Here is a 22,512-nt window from a genome sequence, read left to right on the forward strand (position 1 = left end):
AGGACGCGGGGCTCGACGACCAGGCTTCGGCTTGTCGTCACGCGTATTCAACCCTGGCAAATATGGTATTCGGTTGAGGTTCAATATGGATGAATCAATGTATGCGTCACTCCCCCACCGCTTGCGTGGCTCGGGCGATCCTGGTGACGCGGGATCACGGTGCTTGTCGACATGGGGATGACGGCGCTTGTGATGGGAGCCCCGGTGACCTGGGGTGCCGTGCTTGGAGCCCCGATCGATATTGATGCCAGGCTTTCGGTGGGAACCTCCGATGCGCTTATCGATGCTTATGACGCCAGTCTCCTCATTATCAATGATCCCTTTAGATGACGCGCTACCACCCGATTGCTGTAGCCCAATTCCCTGTACAGCGATCAGCGCAGCCAGAACGATAGTCACGCCTCGCATTTTTCGACCCGTTCCGAGAGACCATCAACAATCACCATGTGGCCACTGACCCGATCAAAGAACATTTGATTATGCTTCAAAGTCCCCCGCGAAACCAGCTTCCCCGAAGGATCTACGAATTCCCACCCTCTTTGATCGACACACGAATCGATAGCTAACGCGTGGCCTTCTTTTGCCTCATGGAGGGCAATACTCACCGATCCATAGCTGGCCGATTCAGGCCGAACAACGTGACCACGCTCTTTCACTTTCACGTAGTACTCCCGGAGCATGTCCCGCCAGCTGCCACCAACAACGTCTTCAAGCTTGGGAGGCAGAACATTCCCTCCACCCTCCTGCTCAAACAGCAGCGACTGCTCCAAGTACGTCTCATAAACCTTCTTCGCCTCCAGGAACAACGCATCCTCTTTCGTCCCCGGGACCGGTGTCGCCGTCGCCTTCACAAACCTCGGCCCATCCGAACTCGGAGTCGCGGTCGAATTCGTCGTCACCACGCTCGGGGCTGGCGTCACTCCGCCCATCGAGCCCGGAGTGTCCCCAGCACCACCACAGGAAACCGTCCCCAAAACCGCCACGACAAGGGCTGTTGTCGTCGCCACATGCCGTCGACAGCGTCCGCCGTGCTCACCATTCATCACCATGGCGACAATCCTGAAGGTCCGCGCAACCGTTGAGAACCCTCGCATCCGAAATCTGTGGATAACCCCGAAAATCTGTGGATACAAACCCATGGGTGATGTGAAGAATCCCAGCGTCACTCCTGCCCTGTGGCAGGCTTGAAGTATGCATGCGATCACCGTCCGCCCAACTGACAAGACAGACTCAAAGGGCCGCCATCGCCCCGGTCCGGAGTGCATCGAATGGACCGAAGTCCCCACACCCGAGCCCGGTCCGGGCGAGGTCCTCGTCAAGGTGAAGGCAGCAGGCATCAACCGCGGCGACCTCCTGCAGCGCCAAGGCCTCTACCCGCCACCGAAGGGCGTTTCCGAGATCATGGGCCTCGAGGTCACCGGGACTGTCTCCTCCCTCGGCACCGATGTCGACGGCTGGTCCGAAGGCGACGAGGTCGTCGCCCTGCTCGCCGGCGGCGGATATGCCGAGTACGTCATCGTCCCGGCCGGCCAGCTTCTCCCCATCCCTGCAGGCATCGACCCAGTCACCGCATCAACCCTCATCGAGGTCGCGGCCACCGTCATCTCCAACATGGACCACGTCAGCCTGTCCGAGGACGAGACCTTCCTCGTCCACGGTGGCGCCGGCGGCATCGGACAGTTCGCCATCCAGTACGCCAAGTCCCTCGGTTGCACGGTCATCACCACCTGTGGCACCGCCGAGAAGCAGGAGTTCTGCCGCAACCTCGGCGCCAACGTCGCCCTCGACTACCACGAGGACTGGGTAGCCGGCGTCAAGGAAGCCACCGATGGTCGCGGCGTCGACGTCATCCTCGACGTCATGGGTGCCAAGTATCTTGGCCTCAATGTCGACGCCCTGGCGACCGGCGGCCGCCTCGACATCATTGGGATGCAGGGCGGCATCAAGGGAGACCTCAACATCGGCAAGCTCCTCAACAAGCGCGCCCTCGTCACCGCAACCAGCCTGCGCCCACGTCCCCTGGAGGAGAAGGCCAAGATCTGCCGGCGGGTCCGTGAGATTGCCTGGCCGCTCTACAGCAACGGCAGCATCAAGCCCGCCCCCGTCGAGACCTTCCCCATGCCCGAGGCAGGCAGGGCTCACGCTCGCCTGGAGTCCGGCGAGGTGCTCGGAAAAGTCGCGCTGACCCTCTGAGCCCCTTCAACAGAGAACGACCTGCCACGACTTCGGCTGCGGCAGGTCGTTTTGTGTACCCGGCCATCTCGTTCCCGCGCCCCCACTCGGCCACCCACCCCCTCGCCTCAACGCAACCCTTCCCCCGCTCCCGTGTGGCAATCGGGGTAATGCCTACGGTCTCTGCCAGCTGAGATGGCACCACCCACCATCAGCACCAGAATCTCCACCACCTCCACCAAATCACATATCCATTTGAATGGCTGCATATATATGCGCTAGGGTGAGCGACGTGTCCAAGGTCATCACTCAGCTTCCCGTCGGCGAGCGCGTCGGCATCGCATTCTCCGGAGGTCTCGACACCTCGGTAGCCGTCGCGTGGATGCGCGAGAACGGCGCGATCCCGTGCACCTACACCGCCGACATCGGTCAGTACGACGAGCCCGACATCGCGTCAGTGCCGGGCCGCGCCCTCGACTACGGCGCCGAGATCTCCCGACTCGTTGACTGCAAGGCAGCCCTGGTCGAGGAGGGCCTGAGCGCCATCGCATGCGGCGCCTTCAACGTCCGCTCCGCCGGGCGCCCCTATTTCAACACCACCCCGATCGGACGGGCCGTCACCGGAACCCTGCTGGTCCGCGCCATGCACACCGACAACGTCTCCATCTGGGGCGACGGCTCCACATACAAGGGCAACGACATCGAGCGGTTCTACCGCTATGGCCTGCTCGCCAATCCGCAGCTGCGCATCTACAAGCCCTGGCTCGACGAAAAATTCGTCGCCGAGCTCGGCGGCCGCGACGAGATGAGCGCCTGGCTCACCGCCCACGACCTGCCCTACCGCGATTCCAAGGAGAAGGCCTACTCCACCGACGCCAACATCTGGGGCGCCACCCACGAAGCCAAGACGCTTGAGTCCCTGCACGTCTCGATCGAGTCCGTCGAGCCCATCATGGGCGTCAAGTTCTGGGACCCTGACGTCAAGGTCGACACCGAGGAAATGACGATCTCCTTCGAACAAGGCATACCCGTCGCCATCAATGGCAAGGAGTACGACGACAAGGTCGCCCTCGTCCTGGAAGCCAATGCCATCGGTGGTCGTCACGGGCTCGGCATGAGTGACCAGATCGAGAACCGCATCATCGAGGCGAAGTCCCGCGGCATCTACGAGGCCCCGGGGATGGCCCTGCTGCACATCGCCTACGAGCGGCTCGTCAACGCCATTCACAACGAGGACACCCTCGCGACCTACCACAACGAGGGGCGTCGTCTCGGACGACTGCTTTACGAGGGCCGCTGGCTCGACCCGCAGTCCCTCATGATCCGTGAGTCGCTGACCCACTGGGTCGCCAGCGCCGTCACCGGGTCAGTCACCCTCAAGCTGCGTCGCGGATGGGACTACTCCATCCTCGACACCACGGGCCCGAACTTCTCGTACCATTCCGAGAAGCTGTCGATGGAGCGCGTCGAGGGCGCCGCATTCGGACCGACCGACCGTATCGGTCAGCTCACCATGCGCAACCTCGACATCGCCGACACCCGCGAGAAGCTGGAGCTCTATTCCGACCAGGGCCAACTCACCAGCCATGCCGACCTCGTCGGACAGCTGGAGTCTGGCGGCGCGGCGGCCATCGCGTCCAATGGATATGACGACGATGACGACAGCCAGAAGGCTCTCGACGCCGCCGCAATGGAATTCGGTGTTGACTGATCATTGGCCCCCTGAGTTCGGGCCGTCCGGGGTTACCTCGGACGGCCCGAATGAGTTACGCCAGCCGTTACCCAGTATTCAGGATGTGGGCTCTTGCACAGAGTCCCCCCTCAGCTGGCACACTACCGCCATGAGCAACAACACGACGCCGCACAATGACTGGAATAGCTCCGATTACCCCTCACAGCCCTACCCACAGAACAACCAGCCGTCTTACCCTTATGGGCCCGCTGGCTCCAGCCCATCGCCGTCTGACAATGACCAGAAGGGATTCTTCGGATCCCTGTTCGACATGTCCTTCAACTACTACGTGACGCCTAAGATCGCGAAGATCGTCTACATTCTGACGATCATCTGCGGCGTCGCGATGTGGATCGGCGCGATCATCACAGCTGGCGGCGTCGGCAGTGCCATCGGGGAAGCCGCTAACGACAGCTCCGGTGGCAGCGGCGTACTCGTCGTGTTCGCGATTCTCCTGGGATGGATCCCGGCATTCTTGTTCATCATTGGCGTGAGGATGCAGATCGAGTTCGTCCTTGCCCTCATCAAGACCAGCGAGAACACCTCCGCTCTCCGCCGGACGTTGAACCGCTGACCCATTCCCGACGGGCCGCACATCACTGCTGGTGTGCGGCCCTTGCCATGCCAAGATCGTGGACGCACGAGTCAGCAAGGTCGTTGTAGAGTGCTCAAATGCACGGTTACCGGGATGTCATCGCCATCCGGGAGGTGTGGACGACCCTCCTCTTGTCGGCTCTCATCCGGATTCCGATTTTCAGCCTCGGAATCGTCATGAGTGTCCACGTTGTCAGCTCACTGCACCTGGACTACGTACGGGCCGGAGCCGTGACGACCGTCGTCACCGTCGCAACCATGATTTCCGGGCCGTGGAGAGGAAGCATGGTCGACCGCAAAGGGCTGCGGCGAACCATGCTCCCCTCTCTGATCATCACGACGATCACCTGGGGACTATCGCCTTGGCTGGGGTATTTCCCGCTCCTCGCGCTGTGCGCCATAGGCGGCCTGTGGAACTACCCGATTTTCACTATCCCACGCCAGGTCTTGATGGTCGCCGTGCCCACGTCCCGACGCCGTGCCGCGCTGTCACTGGACTCGGTGACCGTGGAGATCTGCTACATGATCGGCCCGACGGTCGCCATCATTGCAGCGACGACCATCGGAACCCAGATCACCATCACGGCGTGTGGCTTCATCGCTGCCATCGGCGCTGCAGGGCTCATGATCCTCAACCCGGCGACCACGGAGCCGTCCGAGGCCGACCCGGTACCGCCCGCCGCACGGACCCCAGCGTCAGCGGCACCGGTCGTTCAAGCCCCTCACAATCGAAAAATGGCATGGTTGTCCCCCCGGTCGGCATCCATCCTCTTGGCCGTCATTGCGACCGGATTCTGCCTGGGCGGTATTGAACTGACGACCGTCGCAGCGATGAGGTCGATGGGCCATCCCGAGATGATCGGGTGGGTACTCGCAGCCTCCGGTTTCGGGTCGGCGATCGGTGGCGTGCTGTACGGCGCCCTGCCGCGAGGGGCGTCCACGGCGCTTCTCCTCGTCTTCCTGGGCACCACGACCGCATTGCCCTCCATGTCCAGCGGCCCGGGGTCAGCTGCCATCCTGCTGTTCGTCGGTGGTGTGTTCTGCGCACCGACGATTACCTCTTCCGTCGATGCCCTGACCGACTTGGTGCCGGCGGATTCTCGAGGAACCATCATCGGATGGCAGGGATCGTGCCTCAACGGAGGCACGGCCATGGCAGCCCCGTTGATTGGCGCCGTCATGGACTCTCACGGGTGGCAGTGGGGATTCCTCGTGGCTGGCATCACCAGCGCCATCATCGGAGCCCTCGTGTGGACGACGGCCAAGGTGGTGACGAGACGCCAGACCGCGTAATCGCTGATCCGCCTGTCCGACAGGCCCACCCCACTGTTTCCCGATCACTGTCACCCCGAACCATCGTGGTGATCCTGCAAGCGGGCTACCCCGCTGCCACAACAGAGGGCGCCAGCCCCACAAGCGACCGGAATGACCACGGGGGGAACGGAAGGGCGGGAAGAGGGGAAAGGAAGAGGGGCTAAACGGAGTCGGTGGAACGGGCAGGGGACGACAGGTCCCATCACGGAGAAGAGCCCAAGGGCGACACAACCCCCTCAGGCCCTTCTCCCTCACCACTCGCTCGGCGAGTCCGCCGACATGGGCGACGGCCTTCCCGGACTCAGCTCTTCAACATGGGGCCGAACGGGTTCCTCATCACGCACGTCGACAGTTGGCCCGAGCCCAGCCCTTTCCGCGTGGCCCGGGGTCGCACCAGATGGACCGAACCCGTCAGATCCTGCAGAAGCCGCCTTCCCCTTCTCCGCTGCCGCCTTGCGATCGGCGTCGATGCGGTCCCGGACTGCCTCCTCCGAGGACGGAACCGACATCGTCTGACGCTTCGGTTCCTCATCCTCGGCAGGTGCAGGTTCCGGCACATCCTTCCACTCGTCGCCCAGGTAAATGATGGTGTCGCCATCCTTCGGGCCGTTCATGTCAACGTTCGCGACATTCACCGACGACGGCTTGACGACAAACATCACGACTGCCTCAGGCATGGCCTGGCGGAACTGTTCCCAGGTCCGATTCTCGTCCAGCTCGACCCGACGCACCCTTTTCCCACTGCGCCACATCTTGTCCATCGCCGAGTGCGTTGTCGGCGGGTCGAAGGCTGTTCTCGCCTTGAGAATCTGCGCGGTACCGGTGGTCGCGTCCTCGGCGTCGCCCTCATCCAGACGCTCGAGCTGGAACACGTTAGCCCGCCCCAACGCACGCCGGTAATGCACCGATGCGATGGAGTTCGTGTCGTCGTCAGGGGTACACGCCACCATCGACGCGATTCCCGCAAGGTCCATGTCCTCGGTCGCGTACTCGGACAGGAAGTCCGCCGCCTCACACCTGAGCCCCGCTTTCCGAGCCGCGTAGAGGTCGTAGGCACGCCGGGTAACGATGAGGGTGGGGACGTCCAAATCGCGCAGGGTCTTCGCCGTATCGATGCTCCAGGCCGGGGACCCCGCAAACATCACTCCGCGCGGGCTTGCCGACGCCAGCCCCAGCTTCTCGGCGAGCCTGCCGATACCCAGGCCGTAAATGGCCACCGTGCAGACGATGACGAGGAACACCAGCGGCACGAGCCGGTCGACCTGGCTCGCCATCCCCGCAATCTGGTCAGCGAACGACACCAGCTGCTTCGCCCGCTCGGGGTCAGACTCGGCAATCTCCTTGGCCTGCTCCCTGACATGGCTGGCGGACTCGCTGAACTCCATCGCGAAGATCGACGCCACCGACGCGGCCACGATTCCTCGCGGAGCCATGAATGCCATCAGGATCCGCTCCTGACGAGTCGTCTCGGTTCGCGTCAGCCCCAACATCACCGACACCGGCCGAATGACCAGCACGAGCAGGGCGACGAAGATCAGGCCAGTAGGAAGGATGTCGCCGATCTGGGATGGCGTCACTCGTCCGGCCAGCATGATGAACAGCACCCCGACGAGCAGCACCTGCAGATGCTCCTTGAACTCGATGACGGGCTCAAGCTCGAGATTGCGCTGGTTTGCCAGGTAGATGCCCAACATCGTCACGGCGACCAGCCCGGACTCCTCGCGCAGGAAGTTCGCCCCGACGCAGGTACCGACGGCGACTCCGACGAAGATCACGCCCTGCAGGAAGTCCGGAATCAGGTGACGCCTCATCATGGCCGTGACGACCCACCCGATCGGCGCTGCGAACAGCAACCCGACCAACAGGGTCAGCGCCAGGTCCAGCACACCTTGTCCGATCGAGGACCCACCGATGCTGCTGATGGCCTGGTAGACCAACAGGGCCAGGATCGCGCCCAGCGGATCGACGACGATGCCCTCCCACCTCAGCAGGGCGCTCACCCGTCGGGTGGGCCTCAACTGACGCAAGATCGGGTTGATGACCGTCGGACCGGTGACGATGAGGATCGCGCCCAGCAGCAGGGAAACACGACCGTCGAACCCCAATGCCATCGCGGCCAGGGTGATGAGAACCCACGCGATCCCTGCGGTGACGGTGCACAGCCGAAGGATTGGCCGTCCCAGGTCACGAACTTCGCGGAGCTTGAGCCCAAGTGACCCTTCGAAGAGGATGATTGCCACTGAGAGGTTGACACCGTCAAACAGGAGTTGTCTTCCGATGATCTCATCGGGGGTAACCCACTGTCCGAGTGCGAAACCGATCACCAGGAGGAACAGCAGCGCGGGGAGGCGTAACCGCCATCCGAGCCACTGGGCACCGACCGCAAGTGCGAGTACGAGCGCCATGTATGTTGCTGCATCCACCCGGGCACTCTAACCGGCACAGTGCCGGTTTTCCCACGCGGGAAGCGTGGACACTGAGCGCCGGGGCCAGCAACCCCGTGGATGCCGTGGGATGTAGACGAAAGTCGAATGGATCGACGACGAGCTGTCCGAAAGTACAGATCTGGCTGTCCCGGAAGTCTCCCCCGCAATCCATCCCCAACGACAAATAACCCTGAAATGAGTACGTGCACATCCGCCTGACAAGCCTCTTTGGACGTCCAATTTGGTCACCGTCAACGTCAGATCGAGGCCCGAAAAGCACTTGTAACATCACCGCCGTTGACGTTGAAACACGCCGCCTTGGCCCATTGGAAAGGAGCCATCGTGAATCGGACGAACGATTGCGCCCTCCCGTCCTGCGCCAACCTCAGAACGGTCTTCCAGCATCCCTTGCTCGAGGGTGACAGCACTGCCGCCACACCCGACGAACAGCGCCTGGAACGCACTCTGCAGGCTCGCGCTCGAGCTGCCTGCTCCGCCTGCTCTCTCTTCGAACAGTGCCTTGAGAACGCCATCCTCGACCACGACGTCGCGGGATTCGCTGCTGGCACAACCCCGCGTCAGCGTTCTCGCATTCGCTCCTGCCTGGGGGTTCGGGTTCGTCCCGACGACTTCGAATCCTTCGCCGGGGTCATCGCTCGCGGGCATCAGGTGGCCACCCAGGACGTCGTCAGCCTCCGTCAGGCTCACCCCGACCAGCCACTGAGCTTCATCGCAGACCGTCTCGGTTGCTCGCTGTCCACCGTGAAGCGGCACCTGCGTCGGGCTCGCGACACCTCTTCGGCCCCGCGCCGCAAGACTCCTGCGAAGGTCAAGACGACCAGCCTGGCCGCCGCATACGAGTCGGTGACCGGGCGCCCGCACCCGAGCCGCGCGAGGTTGGCTGCCTGAGAAAAAGTCACGCTCTGTTCACCGCATGATCATCGCACGGTGGCAGGCTGGCTGACATGACATTCAATCCTCGTATGGTGGCCCTCGACATCGACGGGACCCTCGTCGATTTTGAGGGCGAACTTCCGGACTCGGTCCGTAAGGCGGTCGCCAAGGTCGACGTCCCTGTCGTCCTGGCGACCGGACGAGGGCTCTTCGGCGCGATCCCCGTCCATGAGGCCCTCGGTCTGCAGGGGGGACACGCGGTGGTGTCCAACGGAGCTGTCACCGCGACGATGTCCCCCGTCGAGATCGAGTCCCAAGTCACCTTTGATCCGCGACCCATCATCGATCACGTCATGGACGTCTACCCGCAGGCGCTCATCGCGGTCGAAGAGGTCGGCGTCGGTTACCGCCTCAACCAGCTCTTCCCCGCCGGGGAACTGCAGGGCGAACTTCACATTGAGACCATTGACGAGTTGCGCTCCCGCCCGGCCCCGCGCGTCATCATCCGCGATCCGAACGGTTATGCCGACTCCTTCCGCGACCTCGCCCACAGCCTCGACCTGCACAGCGTCTCCTACGTCATCGGCTGGTCGGCCTGGCTCGACATCACTCCGGAGGGTGTGACTAAGGCCTCTGCCCTTGACACCCTGTGCCGTCTCAAGGGCATCGATCCCAAGGACGTCCTGGCCATCGGCGATGGTAACAACGATGTCGAGATGTTGCAGTGGGCAGGACGCGGAGTCGCTGTCGGCGATGCGCCCGACTCCGTCAAGGCCATTGCCGACGACGTCGCTCCCTGCTTTGCCGACGGTGGCACCGCGGTTGAGCTGGGGCGCTGGTTCTGAAATCGTCTCCCGGCCACTCAGGCCGGCTACCCTCGATCATCGGGAACCGACCTCAGTCGATCCGCCCTGCACGCAGCACCCCCGGCTCGATGTGACACTCCGCCCCGAGGTCCATCGGGGCAATTCGTCCGGCCGCCCGCGCCTCAAAGAGCTTCGGCAACAGCATCGCGGTCAGAGTCGTCGGTGAGATGGTGTTGACGTAAATCTTCGTCCCACCCTCGAACCCGGCCAGGGTAGAGATGCGCAACTTGAGGATGATCCGCCACGGCACCGGTACCCCGGTCCCTATCGGACGGTAATGCCACTCCTCATTGGCCGGCACATCATCGCTGACGGCCACGTGGGCGGCGTGCAACAGGTCCGACATGGCGTCAATCCCGTCATCGTCGACGCGCCACGGCTGGTCGGCGCGGCCCGTCGACCACACCTCGACCGAGGGATACCTGTGACCAAAACCGACAGTCATGACAGCGCCCTCGTTACGGGCCAGCACCAGTCCGTGCTCGACCGCGAAATCTGGCCCCCAGCGATTGAAGATGCCCGGGTCTAGGACGGCCTTGGGCAGCACCGACTCGTTGTCGGCTCCCACCTCGTCAATGGCCACCAGCTGCTTGTGCAGATGATCGAATGACGCCCCGGCCGGCTTGAGCCAGTTCTGGAAGGCCACCACGTATCGGACGTGCTCGTTGTGTCGGTGCAGCTGGACCATCGAGTCGACGGTCAAGGCCATGAACGCCCGGTGCTCGTCGACGGTCAGGCTCGCCGATCCCGCGACGTCAGCCGTCGTCGTCCCCTCGTCGGTGTAGTGCCGCCTGGCGACGATGACGTCGTGTCCCCCGGCGAAGAAGGCCGCAGAGGCCTCCCGCAGCTCCTTAGGGCCGAGGTCCTCACCGCGCTGGTCCGACCCCATCGCCTTGAACTTGGCGTTGAGGACCGACCGAACATGGGCCTCTCCCCGCGGATTCGACAGGTATTCCTCCTGCCAGTCGCGCGAGGCCCGCGGAAGGTCCATTCCCCAGTTGAGTTGCCAGTACTGCCAGGACAGGATCTCGAAGAGATTGGGGATCCGTCGGAACTCCGGGACGGTGTCGTCGAGCTGATCAGCCGGGACACGGCGCATGAGGTCATGGCCCCGCACCAGACCGCCCTCCCGCTTCACCAACCGAGTCTTCTCCGGAGGGGTCGACAGCAGGTTGTCCGAGCAGAAGGCGCAGGCCGCCTGACGATCGTGCCCGGTCAGCTCCCGGGTCTGCGTGGCCGGTTTGCTCAGCGGGCGGGCCCCACGACCAGGCACCGTCCACACCTTCGTACCCGTGAACGGGTTGACCTGCTTGATGGTGCCGTCGGGCAGTTCCCGGTAGTACGGCCCGTCGCTCACTTCGGCGGCTCGATGAACTCACGCCCACCAAGGTAGGGACGCAGCGCCTCGGGCACGCGCACCGAACCGTCAGCCTGTTGGTGGTTCTCCAGCAGCATGATGATGATGCGGGTCATCGCGCACAGGGTGCCGTTGAGGGTGGCCAACGGTTCGACCCCGTCAGGTCCGCGATGGCGGATGGAGAGACGACGCGCCTGGAAGGTGGTGCAGTTCGAGGTCGAGGTGATCTCGCGGTAACGGCTCTGAGTCGGCAACCAGCCGTAGCAGTCGTACTTGCGAGCAGCCGAGAGGCCGAGGTCACCGGAGGCAACGTCGAGCACCTGGAACGGGATTTCCAGGGCCGAGATGAAGTCCTTCTCGAAGCTCAGCAGCTTCTCGTGCCAGCCCTCCGCCTCATCGGGCAGGCAGTAGACGAACATCTCGACCTTGTCGAACCAGTGGACGCGGAAGATGCCGCGGGTGTCCTTGCCGTAGGAGCCGGCCTCGCGTCGGTAGCACGGGGAGAAGGCGACGTAGCGCTTCGGGAGCTCGGCGTCGTCGAGGATCTCGTCGGAGTGGAACGCGGCCAGGGCAACCTCGGAGGTTCCCACCAGGTACTGGTCGTCCTTGGGCAGGTAGTAGACGTCGTCGGCGGCCTGGCCGAGGAACCCGGTTCCCTCCATCGCCGAGGGCTTGACGAGGGCCGGCGGGATCATCGGGGTGAATCCCCACTGCGCCGCCTTGGACATCGCCAGGTTCAGCAAGGCGAACTCCAGCTGGGCGCCGACGCCGGTGAGGACGTAGAAGCGGGAGCCGGCGATCTTGGTGCCTCGCTCCATGTCGATCGCGCCGAGGGACTCGCCGATCTCGAGATGGTCCTTGGGCTCGAATCCCTCCGCGACGAAGTCACGTGGGGTACCGACGGTCTCCTTGATGACTCCCTCGTCCTCGCCACCAGCGGGAACGTCGTCAATGACAATGTTGCCGAGGGTCTTGGCGAGTTCGATGAATTTGGCGTCAGCCACGTCAGCGGCCTTCTTGAGGTCGGAGACCTCGCTGGCAATCGACTTGGTGCGAGCCAGCAACTCGGCCTTCTCGCCCCCGGACGCCTTGGCAATGCGTTTGCCCAGCCCCTTCTGTTCAGCACGCAGGTTCTCGTGGGCGGCGATGGCCTCACGGCGAGCCTCGTCAGCGGCGACGATGTCGTCGACGACCGAGGGATCCTCGCCGCGGGCGACCTGGGAGCGGCGAACGGCATCCGGATCCGTTCGCAGGAGCTTGGGATCGATCATGTCGCCGATCCTACCGGTCAGGAGCCTGCGAGGAGTTAGAGGCCAAGAGACGTGCAGGGCCCGGGTGATTCCACCCGGGCCCTGCCGACGTTGTCGTCAAGCGATCACGTCATCGCCTGAGTCCTCGACGTCACTTGTTCTTCGGCTGCTTGGCCTGATCGATGTCGATCTGCTCCTTGGCGACCTTGCCGGACACGGTCTGGGTGTCCTGAGTGGTCTCCTTGCCGATCTTGATCTTCTCGGCGGCGACGGTCTCCTTGTCGATGGTCGGACGCTCCTCGTGGGTCACGATGTCCTGGGCGCCCTCGGAAAGCTTGACGTCGTCACCGGCGACCTTCTCGTCGAGAGGAACGCGCTCGACGTGGATCTCCTCGCGCTCGACCGGAACCTCGACGGTCTCGGTGTCATGGACGATGTGCTTGCGGATGCGCACACGACCGGTCTCGACACGCTCCTTGCCAACGTTGAGGCGCTCCTCGTGGCGAACGACGGAGCCATCCTCGGCCACCGGGGACTTCTGGTCAGCAGTGGTCTGCGGCGTGGCGTCGGCGGCCTTCTCGGTCTTGGCGTCGGCAATACGATCACCGGAAACACCATTCCCAGCAACGCCCGGGTTGCCCTCCTTGTCGACGACCTTCTGGCCGGCAACGCCACCAGCAGCTCCACCGGACACACCGTTGCCCGCGTAACCCGGGTTGGCGTCCTTGGTGGTGTCCTTCTCTGAGGCGAAGGCATCGGAGTAGTAGCGGTACAGCTCGTCGGTCTCATCCTCGGAAAGGTGGCCGTCCGGGTCAACGTTCGGGGCGTCCTTCACCTTGTCCTTGGTGTAGGGAGCGCGGATCTCGTCACCAGAGGTCTCGAGGCCCTTGAACGGGACGAAGGTCTCGTTGCGTCCAAAGAGACCGGTCTTGACGGTCACCCAAGCCGGCTGGCCGGAGGCGTCGTCGAGGTAGACCTGACCGATCTCGCCAATCTTGTCACCAGACTGGTCAACAACGGTACGGTCGTAAAGAGCGTCGATATTGGCGTTCGTAGGCGTCTTGTCAGTCGGCATTCTCAAGTCCTTTCGTTTAGATTTCTACCAAATCCCATTCGGAGAGCCGAGCGGAATCGGTTGATGCCTTCAACGATACGAACCTGAGGGCCACAGTCAAATCGGCTCATGTTGCGTTAATCGCATTTAACCAAAACTCTTGTTCTGGCAACCTAGATATGTTATGGTCCCTGACCGCGACGAGGAGGCATACGTCACCATTTCCCGATGACCCCCTGGAACCACTTCTCCGCCGCCAGGTAATCCTCATCACTGAAGCCGCGGATGACGTCAGGACCCTCAGGCGACGCAAACCCCCTTCTAGAGCCGTTTGGATAGGACCCGAGGAAGATCACCTGACGGCTGATCCGATACAACCCCTTGAGCGCAGCAGCCATCCTCTCATCCGCGACGTGGCCAATGGCATCAATGGAGAAGCAGTACTCACCGAGACGATCCTTGGTTGGCCTTGATTCAATTCTCGACAAATTAATTTTGCGGAAAGAGAACTGTTGCAGGATCTCCAACAAGGCACCTGGATGATCGCTCGGGGGAACGACGACAACAGTGGTGCGATCGTCCCCCGTCCGAGCAATCATCTGCCCACTTCTCGCAACCAAAATGAATCTCGTGACGGCATCCGGATTGTCCGCAATTCCCTGTGCCACAGCTGTCAATCCGTACATCGTTCCAGCAACTTCGGCGCAGACGGCGGCATCGAAACGGGACCGTGGATCCGACACCTCCTTCGCCGCGGAGGCAGTCGACCCGCCCTGGGCGATTTCGGCGTGCTCCGGGAGGTTGGCGGCAAGCCAGTCCCGGCACTGATTCGCGGCATGAGGGTGGGTCACGACGTGACGGATCGACGCCAACGACGTCCCAGACCGAACGTAAAGATTGAATTGCACCGGAATGACGACCTCGCGAACGATTTGCAAACCACCCAGGGCAGCGAGAGTGTCCAGGGTCGCGCTCACACCACCCTCGACGGAGTTCTCAATGGGAACCAACGACGCCTCGACGTCGCCGTCGACAACTCCCTGCAATGCGGCGCCAACCGTCGCATAGGGGCGAGCGTCGACGTGGCCGAGAGTCTTGAGTGCCTGATGGGTGAAAGTGCCTGCGGGGCCGAAATATCCGTACACGCCGTCAGACTATCCACGTGGTCATCACAGTGGCCCCGACTCCGTCAGGCGGGCACTTCTCGCAGCCGATCGAGGAGCTGGACGCCATCCCACGCCGGATCATCGGGGCTCGTCCACTGCGGAGCCGGACGATCCAGGGCATCATCAAGAAGGTCAAGGTATTCCGCCCGGTCAACCTCGGTGACGCCGAGACTGGCCAGGTGCGGGGTGCTCCATTGCACGTCCAGCAATCTCGAACCGAGTTCACACACCAACCCCAACAGAGCAGTCTTGGAGGCGTCGCGCCCGTGTCGAGGGTCGTGGAACATCGATTCACCACTGAACAGTCCGCCCACACTGACGCCATAGAGCCCGCCCACGAGGCGACCCTTGTCGTCCCAGGTTTCCACCGAATGGGCCCAGCCTCGCTCATGGAGGTAGCCATACGCCTCGATGACGCGGTCATCGATCCAGGCGTAGGGACGATCCGGGTCAGCACATCGTGCGATGACGTCGCCAAAGGCGCGATCGACGGTCGTCGTCTGGTGCTTGGTTGTCTTGCGCAAACTGCGAGCGACCTTGAGATGACCGGGAAGCAGAACACCTCGATACATGGGAGACCACCACGCTGTCGCCCCCTGGAACTCCGGGGGGCACCTCCTCGTCAGTGACGGGCATGGGAAAGACACCCTCATGGAGTGCCGCCAGCACCAGGTGGGGGCTGAGAGCCCCGGTGATCGCGATGAGGTCATCGTCAGGCCATTGATCCGGATCTCCGAAAAGCTCTGGAACCGTCACTGACCTGGCCTCCTGTCGTCGCGGGTCCATTGGCCACCCTCACCACGACATCGAGCGCGAACGACAATCGAGGCTCACCTGACAAACCCCCACCCCCAACTATTAGGTAAGGCTCACCTTTGCTAAGGTCTCGTCTGCTCATGTAACCGCACGAGCACACATCTCACACAACCTAGGAGCCAGGCTCATGAAGTCCTCCATCCTTCGATCGGCGGCTGCCGTCGTCGCAGCGTTGACCATGGCCGCCGGCATCGGTGGCTGTTCCACCGAGAAGTCCGACTCTGGATCCGGCAATTCCAGCAAGAAGGCTCTCAACGTCGTTGCCTCCACCGGATACCTCGGAGACGCCGTCCACAACATCGCCCCTGACGCCAAGGTCAAGGTGCTCGTCAAGCCCGGCGGCGACCCCCACACCCAGGAGCTCTCCACCGGTGACATCGAGGCCATCGAGAAGGCCGACGCCGTGGTCTGGACCGGCCATGACATGGAACACCACATGATGGACCACTTCGACAAGCTCGGAAACAAGCAGGTCCCCGCCGCTGAGTCCATTCCCGAGTCCGATCTGCTCCCCTGGGAGGAGGACGGCAAAATCGAGGGCCACGACCCCCACGTGTGGAACTCCCCCGACAACTGGAAGTACGTCGTGATTGCCACCGCCAAGAAGCTGGGCGAGATCGACAAGACCAACGCTGACACCTACAAGAAGAACGGCGAGGCCTACAACAAGAAGATCGATGAGGGGAAGAAGAAGGCCGGCGAACTCTTCAACCAGATCCCCAAGGATCGCCGCATCCTTGTCACCGGTCACGACGCCTTCAACTACCTCGGCAAGACCTACGGCATCGAGATTCACGCCACCGATTTCGTCTCCTCGGAGTCCGAGATGAGCGCAGCTCAGATGGACAACCTCGCCAAGCTCATCGCCGACAAGAAGATCAAGACAATCTTCCAGGACAACCTCAAGAACCCTGAGGCCATCAAACACCTCAAGGAGGCCGTGGCCGCCAAAGGTGGATCCGTGACCGTTTCCGACAAGCCGCTGTACGCCGACTCCCTCGGCGAGAAGGCCCCGGTCGACACCTACCTGGGCGTCTTCCAGTACAACGCCGAAACGATCACCAACGCCCTCAAGTGAGCGCAACGGTGCCGCCCATGAGCAGGTGGGCGGCACCTGTCCACAAGGAGAAGCCAATGTCCTTAGCCGAACCAGCAGCCCTCGAGGTTGACGACCTCACCGTCGCATATCAGGACAACATCGCTCTGTCCCACACCAGCCTCAGCTTGCCCACAGGTGAGGCCTTGGCCCTCCTTGGCCCCAATGGGGCTGGTAAGTCCACCCTCATGAAGGCCATTCTCGGACTCATCCCCACCCTCACCGGATCCGTCCAGATCTTTGGGAAGCCCCTCAACCAGATGCGTCGCCGCATCGGGTACATGCCGCAGGCCGCTGACGTCGACTGGGATTACCCGGCGACGGTGGGGGACGTCGTCGCTCAAGGAACCTTCGGGAGGCTCGGGTGGTTCAAGCGTCCCGGAACTGCAGAGAAGCAGATCGTCCGGGAGTCGCTGGAGACCGTCGGCATTGCGAAATATGCCGACCGGCACATCACTGAACTCTCCGGTGGGCAGAAACAGCGGACCTTCATGGCACGCATCCTGGCCCAGCGTCCCGACTTCTTGTTCATGGACGAGCCCTTCGCCGGGGTCGACGCCGCCAGCGAGCGCACCCTGATGTCAGTTCTTGACATGCTCGTTTCGGAGGGGAAAACACTCGTCATCGTCCATCACAATCTCGCTAGTGTGGCCGACATCTGTACCTGGGCGTGCCTGCTGGCCGAGGGGAAGGTGGTCTCGGTCGGCCCTCTCGCCGAGGCCTTCACCACCGAGACGGTACACACCGCCTACGGCATCAGCGACGACATCTTCACGGGGGCACGATGAGCGCCCTCATTCTTGCCGAGATCGTGCCTGCCTCGGAGTTCTTCGGCAGCTACACCTATCGGACGATGCTCATCGGCACGGTCCTCATCGGATTGTTCTCTGGCGGGCTGGGGTGCCTGCTCTACCAGCGCAAGCAGTCCCTGTTGGCCGACGTCATCGGCCACTCCGCGATAGCCGGGGTCGTCGGGGCCTTCATCGTGTCGACAGCGGTGTTCAACGTCAACGGCCGCTCCATGGCCACCTTGACCATCGGCGCCGTCATCTCCTCAGCGCTCGCGGCCCTGCTGGCCAACGTCATCAGCGCCCACTCCCGTGTGAGTATCGACGCGGCGATGGCAATCTGCCTGGCACTTTTTTACGGCGGTGGCATGGTCGGGCTGCGCATCATCGCCCAGTCCACCCTGCCCAACCGTCAGGGGATCAACACCTACCTCTTCGGCAACGCGGCCACTCTGACGACTGAGGACAACATCGTCATCCTCGTCTTCGGACTCATCGCGGTCGGAGTAGCGGCATTCACCTGGCGTGGGCTGACACTTTTCATCTTCGATCCAGTCTTCGCGACGATGTCCGGATACTCCGGGCGGACCGTCTCGACGATTCTGTTCCTCGTGACGACGACATCCATCGTCATCGGGGTCAAGACCGTGGGACTCGTACTCATGATCGCCTTCGCCATCATGCCGGCGGCCGCGGCTCGGTTGTGGGTGCGACACATGCACACCATGATCGTCCTCGCCGCGATCCTGGGAGCGGTCTGCGGAGCTGCCGGCTCATACCTGGCCGTGTGCATGGGCCGGGTGCCGACCGGACCGGTGATCGTCGTCGTGCTGTTCGTCGTGTTCGCCTTCTCGATGCTCTTTTCTCCGCATCGGTCACTGACCCAGATCCGGGTGTCGCGGCGCCGCGCACTGGCGGCACAGGCAGAGGGGAACTGACATGCCACTCATCACGTCCATCCTGCTGTTGGCCATCGTCACGGCTGTCACCTGCTCGGTACCCGGGATCTTTCTCGTGCTGCGCCACCAGTCGATGCTCGTCGACGCGATGTCCCACGCGGTGCTGCCGGGTATCGCCATCGGAGCGCTGCTTTCAGGGTCATTGAACTCCCCGCTGCTGGTTGTCATCGCCACCCTCATGGGGTTGGTGGTCGTCATTGGTGCCGGGTGCCTGGCCCGCACCGGACTGGTCACCGGCGATGCCAGCCAAGGGCTGATCTTCCCGGTGCTGTTCTCCATCGGTGTGATCCTGCTGTCGACGGTGCTGACAGAGGTTCACATCGACGAGTCGACGATTCTCGCTGGCAACATCAACTTGCAGGCACTATCGGTGAATCACATCGTGTTCGGGACGATCGACATCGGCCCCATCACGATGTGGAAGGAGATCGTGGTGTGTGCCATCACCGCGATCGTCCTCTTCGCGATGCGGAGGGTGCTCGCGGTGGCGACCTTTGACCCGCAGCTTGCTCGCACCATGGGCCTGCCGGTCCGACTGACCAACGGAATCCTCATGTGTCTCATCGCCCTCACGGTGGTGGTGTGCTTCGACGCGGTGGGGTCGATCCTCGTCGTCGCACTCATGATTGCTCCGCCGGCCACCGCGCTCTTGATGGCGAAGACCCTGCGTCGGATGGTGGGGTGGACCATCGTCGTGGCGGTGGTTTCGGCCATTGTCGGATTCGAGCTGGCAAAGATCTGGGACCTGGCGACCTCGTCCATGATGTCGGCGGTCTCCGGTGTGGTGTTCCTGGTTGTGCTGGCCGGTACGAACATCGCGACGCGCATTCGACAGCGTTCCCTGGCCAAGAAACCAGCCCCGACCGAGGTTCATCCTCGCGACAGTCGGGCAGTGTCGACCAAGGCGGTTCCCGACGCTGTACTGTCCTGACGTCATGCCGGGCGACTGACGATCGTCGTCGGTTGCCCGGGTTGTTCGCACGAGCTGGTTACACGGGTCGGTTGCCCGAGCCCGTCGTGCTCGTCAATTGCCCAAGGTGGTCACGCCCACTGCCCGCACTCGTTGACTGCGCGGTAGTTTTTGTCAGCCGAGGTCGAGGCCAGGCACTCCAGTGTTCCCTCCCCTATCTCGGCTGACATTTTTCGCACTTGGCAACGAAGGAGCCGCCTTAGGAAGCAGGGATGCCTCGGGGCTGTGGTCCTTGTCCACGAGGACAGTCTTCGCACCTTCGGCAAGGCCCATGACGAACCACACTGGCCGAATTACACCTGTGTGAGTTGTCCCCAGTTGGTGGATAAACCTGTGGATAACCCCCGAGGAATGCCGGTGCCGGACCCCTGATGACGGCCCCTCGCCCTGTGACACCGGACTCGCACATATTTGGCAACGTCATATTTTCGTAATTGATGTAGCCTGGCCGCATGGTCAAAGTCCAGCGTCTGGCGCGGGTCCGCGAGGTTCGCCACGACATCCCCAACGTCATCTCGATCGACTTCGAGCCGTGTGACATGCCGCCCATCACCTCGGTCGACGATCACGTCAAGATCGCCCTGCCGTCCGACGGGTCCAACCTCCGCACACCTATCAGCAATGACTCCTATCCTCTGCTGCGCACATATACCCGCCGCCGCTGGTCCGATGACGGGTCGTGGGGCATAGATGTCCTGCAGTTCGGGCCCGAGACCAAGGCGGACGCCCATGACGGCCCCGGATCCCAGTGGTCGAAAATCGTCGAGCCCGGGGACGAGGTTGCAGTGAGGGGGCCGGGAGGCCACTGGCAGATGCCTTCGGACCTCACCCACTTGCTCGCCGTCGCCGACGCGGTCGCTCTCCCAGCAGTGGCGAATACCCTCACTGCCCTGCCGGAATCGGCCCGCGCCACCGTCGTCCTCGTCGACGGGCATCACCATTACCCCCTCCCCGAGAACGACCGCATCACGATCGTGCCGGCTCCCCGCGATCCCGTAGGAATTGTCGCCACCGTCCGAGGCCTTGCCCTACCCGACGACGTCCACACCTTCGTTCATGGAGAGGCCGCGATGGTCCGTCCCATGCGCCGTCATCTGCGCCTCGAGCGTGGACTGCCCAGGGAGAGGGTGCAGCTATCGGCCTACTGGTTCGCCGGGCGCGACGCTGACGGATGGCGCGCCATGAAGCAGGACTTCAACCGCTCGATGGAAGCTGAGTCGGGAGACTGAGGGAGGTTCACAACCTGGGTGATCTACGCACACAGCGTCGAGGGCCGGCCTGCTTGAAGCAGGCCGGCCCTCGACGCGTCAGATAATGATCAGGCGGTGACCACGTTGGTCACGATGAGGCCAATCATGACGAGACCCACGACGATGCGATACCAGATGAAGCCGGTGAACTTGTTCGAGGAGACGAACTTCAGTAGCCATGCGATGGAGGCGTAAGCCACGATGAGGGAGACCACCGTCGCCAGAATCGTCGGCCCCCAACCAATCGCATTGCCTCCTCCGCTGGCGGTGGAAATGTCACTGGCGGCCGAGATGGTCTCGTAGATACCGGCAGCCACGAGCACCGGGATACCCATGAAGAACGACAGGCGAGTTGCGGTCGCGCGATCGAACTTGCGGAACAGACCGGCAGAAATCGTCGCGCCCGAACGGGAGATACCGGGGAACAGCGGAGCCAGTGCCTGGAAGCAGCCAATGACGGTGGCGTCGACGATGCCGACTTCCTTCATGCCACGGTCGAGTTCTGACTGACGGTCACCCAGCCACATCACGCCACTCCAGACGATGAGGGCAATGGCGACCACCCACAGGGAACTCAGGGTGTTCTCGATGGCGTCCTTGAACAACAGACCAACGATGCCCACCGGAATCGAGCCCAGGATGATGCCCCAACCGAGGGTGTAATCCGGATCGCTGCGGTCCTCCTTGTGGGCCAGACCTTTGCACCACGCGACGACGATGCGCACGATGTCAGACCAGAAGTAAATGATGGCGGCGATGATCGCGCCGACCTGGATGATCGCGGTGAAGGCAGTGATCCCGGCGCCCTGGATGTCGTACCCCAGCAGCTTCTCGACGATACGGAGATGGCCGGTGCTGGAGACAGGCAAGAACTCGGTGATGCCCTCGACAATGCCAAGGATGACGGCGTGCAGCCAGTTCACGGATGAAAACCTCTCGATTGGGGGTCGTGCGGATGCGGCAGGCGCTGATCCACGTCACTGCATCCGGGCTCACACCATAGACGGAGATACCGACAGTTCTGCTGTGCAAATACCCTGTCGCCTGACATCAATGACCGTGGTCGGGGCTGAGACATCCCACCTACGACCACGGTCGTCATGCGCACAACTTCCTCACAGTGGCGACCATAAGCTGCACCAGCATGGGCCCACGCGCATCGTCATATCACGCGGGCGAACCCCGCGTGACTTAACGTCATTCAGCGTTCTCGGTGGAATCCACATTGCGAGAGCCGAGCTCGGCGTCCAGCCGAAGCAGGCCTGGACCGTCGTCCCCGATGAGCTCGATCCGACCGACGATCTCGCCGACGGTCGACTCCTCCTCGATCTGCTCGTCAATGAACCAGTGGAGCAACGGAATGGCGTCGATGTCGCCGGCTGAGGTGCAGGAACGGTAGAGCTCACGGATGGCCTCGGAGACCTTCTCCTCATGGGCAAGGGCCGTCTGGAAGATCTCCAGCGGGGACAGACCGGGCTCGACCTCGGGAGCTTCGATGGTTCCGATGCGCGGGTGGTTTCCGCGATCGAGGACGTGGTCGATGAACTTGTTGGCGTGAACGATCTCTTCGTCCGCTTGGTGGCGTAGCCACGTGGCCACGCCGGAGAGGTCCTGAGCGTCGGCCTCGATGGCCAGCTGACGGTAAGTCATGTCAGCGGTGAGTTCGAGGGTGATCTGATCGTTGAAGGCCTTGACGATGTCATCGGACATGTTCATGTCTCGAGCCTACGAGGAGCACCCAAAAACTCCGGGGTGACGAAAAATGGCACCCCAGATGAAGGGGCATCACTGCTGTGAATCTCCCCCAC

20 protein-coding genes and 2 pseudogenes are annotated in these 22,512 nt (G+C 62.7%); 13 read left to right on the forward strand and 9 right to left on the reverse strand.

Annotated elements, in window-relative coordinates; genetic code table 11:
- Positions 1-395 precede the first annotated feature (395 nt).
- Positions 396-1,049 (reverse strand): hypothetical protein, encoded by a 654-nt coding sequence (locus tag AC6I1W_RS01810; protein WP_016666419.1) that lies wholly within the window; start codon positions 1,047-1,049, stop codon positions 396-398.
- Between AC6I1W_RS01810 and AC6I1W_RS01815 the strand changes: the two genes are divergently transcribed.
- From AC6I1W_RS01815 to AC6I1W_RS01835, 5 genes are all read left to right on the forward strand, one after another.
- Complete coding sequence (locus AC6I1W_RS01815; RefSeq protein WP_270236953.1) at positions 1,048-1,188, forward strand: hypothetical protein; 141 nt, start codon at positions 1,048-1,050, stop codon at positions 1,186-1,188. The genes AC6I1W_RS01810 and AC6I1W_RS01815 overlap by 2 nt on opposite strands.
- Before the next feature lie 3 nt (positions 1,189-1,191).
- Positions 1,192-2,193, forward strand: a complete 1,002-nt coding sequence (locus AC6I1W_RS01820) for an NAD(P)H-quinone oxidoreductase (RefSeq protein ID WP_016666420.1) — start codon at positions 1,192-1,194, stop codon at positions 2,191-2,193.
- Between the two features lie 262 nt (positions 2,194-2,455).
- Complete coding sequence (gene argG, locus AC6I1W_RS01825; RefSeq protein ID WP_270236955.1) at positions 2,456-3,883, forward strand: argininosuccinate synthase; 1,428 nt, start codon at positions 2,456-2,458, stop codon at positions 3,881-3,883.
- A 130-nt stretch (positions 3,884-4,013) separates the two neighbouring features.
- The gene (locus AC6I1W_RS01830; protein WP_016666422.1) at positions 4,014-4,478 is read left to right on the forward strand and encodes a DUF4282 domain-containing protein; all 465 of its coding nucleotides are present in this window, start codon (positions 4,014-4,016) and stop codon (positions 4,476-4,478) included.
- Between the two features lie 98 nt (positions 4,479-4,576).
- On the forward strand, positions 4,577-5,791 hold the full coding sequence (locus AC6I1W_RS01835) for an MFS transporter (RefSeq protein ID WP_270236958.1): 1,215 nt from the start codon (positions 4,577-4,579) through the stop codon (positions 5,789-5,791).
- Between the two features lie 272 nt (positions 5,792-6,063).
- Here the strand turns inward: AC6I1W_RS01835 and AC6I1W_RS01840 are convergent, their stop codons facing one another.
- Complete coding sequence (locus AC6I1W_RS01840) at positions 6,064-8,217, reverse strand: cation:proton antiporter (protein WP_270237014.1); 2,154 nt, start codon at positions 8,215-8,217, stop codon at positions 6,064-6,066.
- Positions 8,218-8,580: 363 nt separating this feature from the next.
- On the opposite strand from AC6I1W_RS01840, the gene AC6I1W_RS01845 reads away from it, so the two are divergent.
- Together AC6I1W_RS01845 and AC6I1W_RS01850 are read left to right on the forward strand one after the other, a co-directional pair.
- Positions 8,581-9,147: a WhiB family transcriptional regulator gene (locus AC6I1W_RS01845; protein ID WP_016666425.1), complete on the forward strand. Its 567-nt coding sequence runs from the start codon at positions 8,581-8,583 to the stop codon at positions 9,145-9,147.
- A 74-nt stretch (positions 9,148-9,221) separates the two neighbouring features.
- Entirely contained in the window at positions 9,222-9,977 is a 756-nt protein-coding gene (locus AC6I1W_RS01850; RefSeq protein WP_171048653.1) for an HAD family hydrolase, read from the forward strand.
- 52 nt (positions 9,978-10,029) lie between these two features.
- Here the strand turns inward: AC6I1W_RS01850 and AC6I1W_RS01855 are convergent, their stop codons facing one another.
- From AC6I1W_RS01855 to aat, 5 genes and pseudogenes are all read right to left on the reverse strand, one after another.
- The gene (locus AC6I1W_RS01855; protein WP_270236960.1) at positions 10,030-11,355 is read right to left on the reverse strand and encodes a DUF4921 family protein; all 1,326 of its coding nucleotides are present in this window, start codon (positions 11,353-11,355) and stop codon (positions 10,030-10,032) included.
- Entirely contained in the window at positions 11,352-12,626 is a 1,275-nt protein-coding gene (gene serS / locus AC6I1W_RS01860; RefSeq protein WP_117189505.1) for a serine--tRNA ligase, read from the reverse strand. Before serS ends, AC6I1W_RS01855 begins: the two co-directional genes overlap by 4 nt.
- A gap of 130 nt (positions 12,627-12,756) precedes the next feature.
- Positions 12,757-13,680, reverse strand: a complete 924-nt coding sequence (locus AC6I1W_RS01865) for a DUF2382 domain-containing protein (protein ID WP_065673131.1) — start codon at positions 13,678-13,680, stop codon at positions 12,757-12,759.
- 194 nt (positions 13,681-13,874) lie between these two features.
- Positions 13,875-14,804, reverse strand: a complete 930-nt coding sequence (pheA, locus tag AC6I1W_RS01870) for a prephenate dehydratase (protein ID WP_270236963.1) — start codon at positions 14,802-14,804, stop codon at positions 13,875-13,877.
- Between the two features lie 44 nt (positions 14,805-14,848).
- Positions 14,849-15,581: pseudogene (aat, locus tag AC6I1W_RS01875) on the reverse strand (leucyl/phenylalanyl-tRNA--protein transferase).
- 187 nt (positions 15,582-15,768) lie between these two features.
- Between aat and AC6I1W_RS01880 the strand changes: the two are divergent.
- The 6 genes and pseudogenes from AC6I1W_RS01880 (at position 15,769) to AC6I1W_RS01905 (ending at position 20,683) form a co-directional block, all read left to right on the forward strand.
- Positions 15,769-16,719, forward strand: coding sequence for a metal ABC transporter substrate-binding protein (locus AC6I1W_RS01880; RefSeq protein WP_270236964.1), 951 nt, complete (start codon positions 15,769-15,771; stop codon positions 16,717-16,719).
- Between the two features lie 56 nt (positions 16,720-16,775).
- Positions 16,776-17,525 (forward strand): metal ABC transporter ATP-binding protein, encoded by a 750-nt coding sequence (locus tag AC6I1W_RS01885; RefSeq protein ID WP_065673127.1) that lies wholly within the window; start codon positions 16,776-16,778, stop codon positions 17,523-17,525.
- Positions 17,522-18,463, forward strand: coding sequence for a metal ABC transporter permease (locus AC6I1W_RS01890; RefSeq protein WP_270236966.1), 942 nt, complete (start codon positions 17,522-17,524; stop codon positions 18,461-18,463). The genes AC6I1W_RS01885 and AC6I1W_RS01890 overlap by 4 nt, the downstream gene beginning before the upstream one ends.
- Position 18,464: 1 nt before the next feature.
- A complete protein-coding gene (locus tag AC6I1W_RS01895) occupies positions 18,465-19,415 on the forward strand; it encodes a metal ABC transporter permease (protein WP_117189508.1) in 951 nt (316 codons plus the stop codon).
- Positions 19,416-19,993: 578 nt separating this feature from the next.
- Positions 19,994-20,248: pseudogene (locus AC6I1W_RS01900) on the forward strand (siderophore-interacting protein); the annotation flags it as partial.
- Between the two features lie 18 nt (positions 20,249-20,266).
- Positions 20,267-20,683, forward strand: coding sequence for a siderophore-interacting protein (locus tag AC6I1W_RS01905; protein ID WP_249361305.1), 417 nt, complete (start codon positions 20,267-20,269; stop codon positions 20,681-20,683).
- Between the two features lie 89 nt (positions 20,684-20,772).
- Here AC6I1W_RS01905 and AC6I1W_RS01910 read toward each other — a convergent pair whose 3' ends face one another.
- Together AC6I1W_RS01910 and AC6I1W_RS01915 are read right to left on the reverse strand one after the other, a co-directional pair.
- A complete protein-coding gene (locus AC6I1W_RS01910; protein ID WP_117189510.1) occupies positions 20,773-21,627 on the reverse strand; it encodes an undecaprenyl-diphosphate phosphatase in 855 nt (284 codons plus the stop codon).
- A gap of 274 nt (positions 21,628-21,901) precedes the next feature.
- Positions 21,902-22,420 carry a ferritin gene (locus AC6I1W_RS01915; RefSeq protein WP_071346002.1) on the reverse strand — a complete coding sequence of 173 codons (519 nt, stop codon included), beginning with the start codon at positions 22,418-22,420 and terminating at the stop codon, positions 21,902-21,904.
- Between the last annotated feature and the right edge of the window lie 92 nt (positions 22,421-22,512).

Source organism: Cutibacterium sp. KB22876, assembly GCF_059728865.1.

Bases quoted from the DNA above. Each gene is read 5' to 3' on its own strand.
- AC6I1W_RS01815 (WP_270236953.1), top strand. From the start codon at position 1,048: ATGGCGACAATCCTGAAGGTCCGCGCAACCGTTGAGAACCCTCGCATC.
- AC6I1W_RS01810 (WP_016666419.1), bottom strand. From the start codon at position 1,049: ATGGTGATGAATGGTGAGCACGGCGGACGCTGTCGACGGCATGTGGCG.
- AC6I1W_RS01820 (WP_016666420.1), top strand. From the start codon at position 1,192: ATGCATGCGATCACCGTCCGCCCAACTGACAAGACAGACTCAAAGGGC.
- AC6I1W_RS01830 (WP_016666422.1), top strand. From the start codon at position 4,014: ATGAGCAACAACACGACGCCGCACAATGACTGGAATAGCTCCGATTAC.
- AC6I1W_RS01835 (WP_270236958.1), top strand. From the start codon at position 4,577: ATGCACGGTTACCGGGATGTCATCGCCATCCGGGAGGTGTGGACGACC.
- AC6I1W_RS01840 (WP_270237014.1), bottom strand. From the start codon at position 8,217: ATGGCGCTCGTACTCGCACTTGCGGTCGGTGCCCAGTGGCTCGGATGG.
- AC6I1W_RS01850 (WP_171048653.1), top strand. From the start codon at position 9,222: ATGGTGGCCCTCGACATCGACGGGACCCTCGTCGATTTTGAGGGCGAA.
- serS (WP_117189505.1), bottom strand. From the start codon at position 12,626: ATGATCGATCCCAAGCTCCTGCGAACGGATCCGGATGCCGTTCGCCGC.
- AC6I1W_RS01865 (WP_065673131.1), bottom strand. From the start codon at position 13,680: ATGCCGACTGACAAGACGCCTACGAACGCCAATATCGACGCTCTTTAC.
- AC6I1W_RS01880 (WP_270236964.1), top strand. From the start codon at position 15,769: ATGAAGTCCTCCATCCTTCGATCGGCGGCTGCCGTCGTCGCAGCGTTG.
- AC6I1W_RS01885 (WP_065673127.1), top strand. From the start codon at position 16,776: ATGTCCTTAGCCGAACCAGCAGCCCTCGAGGTTGACGACCTCACCGTC.
- AC6I1W_RS01890 (WP_270236966.1), top strand. From the start codon at position 17,522: ATGAGCGCCCTCATTCTTGCCGAGATCGTGCCTGCCTCGGAGTTCTTC.
- AC6I1W_RS01895 (WP_117189508.1), top strand. From the start codon at position 18,465: ATGCCACTCATCACGTCCATCCTGCTGTTGGCCATCGTCACGGCTGTC.
- AC6I1W_RS01905 (WP_249361305.1), top strand. From the start codon at position 20,267: ATGCCTTCGGACCTCACCCACTTGCTCGCCGTCGCCGACGCGGTCGCT.
- AC6I1W_RS01915 (WP_071346002.1), bottom strand. From the start codon at position 22,420: ATGAACATGTCCGATGACATCGTCAAGGCCTTCAACGATCAGATCACC.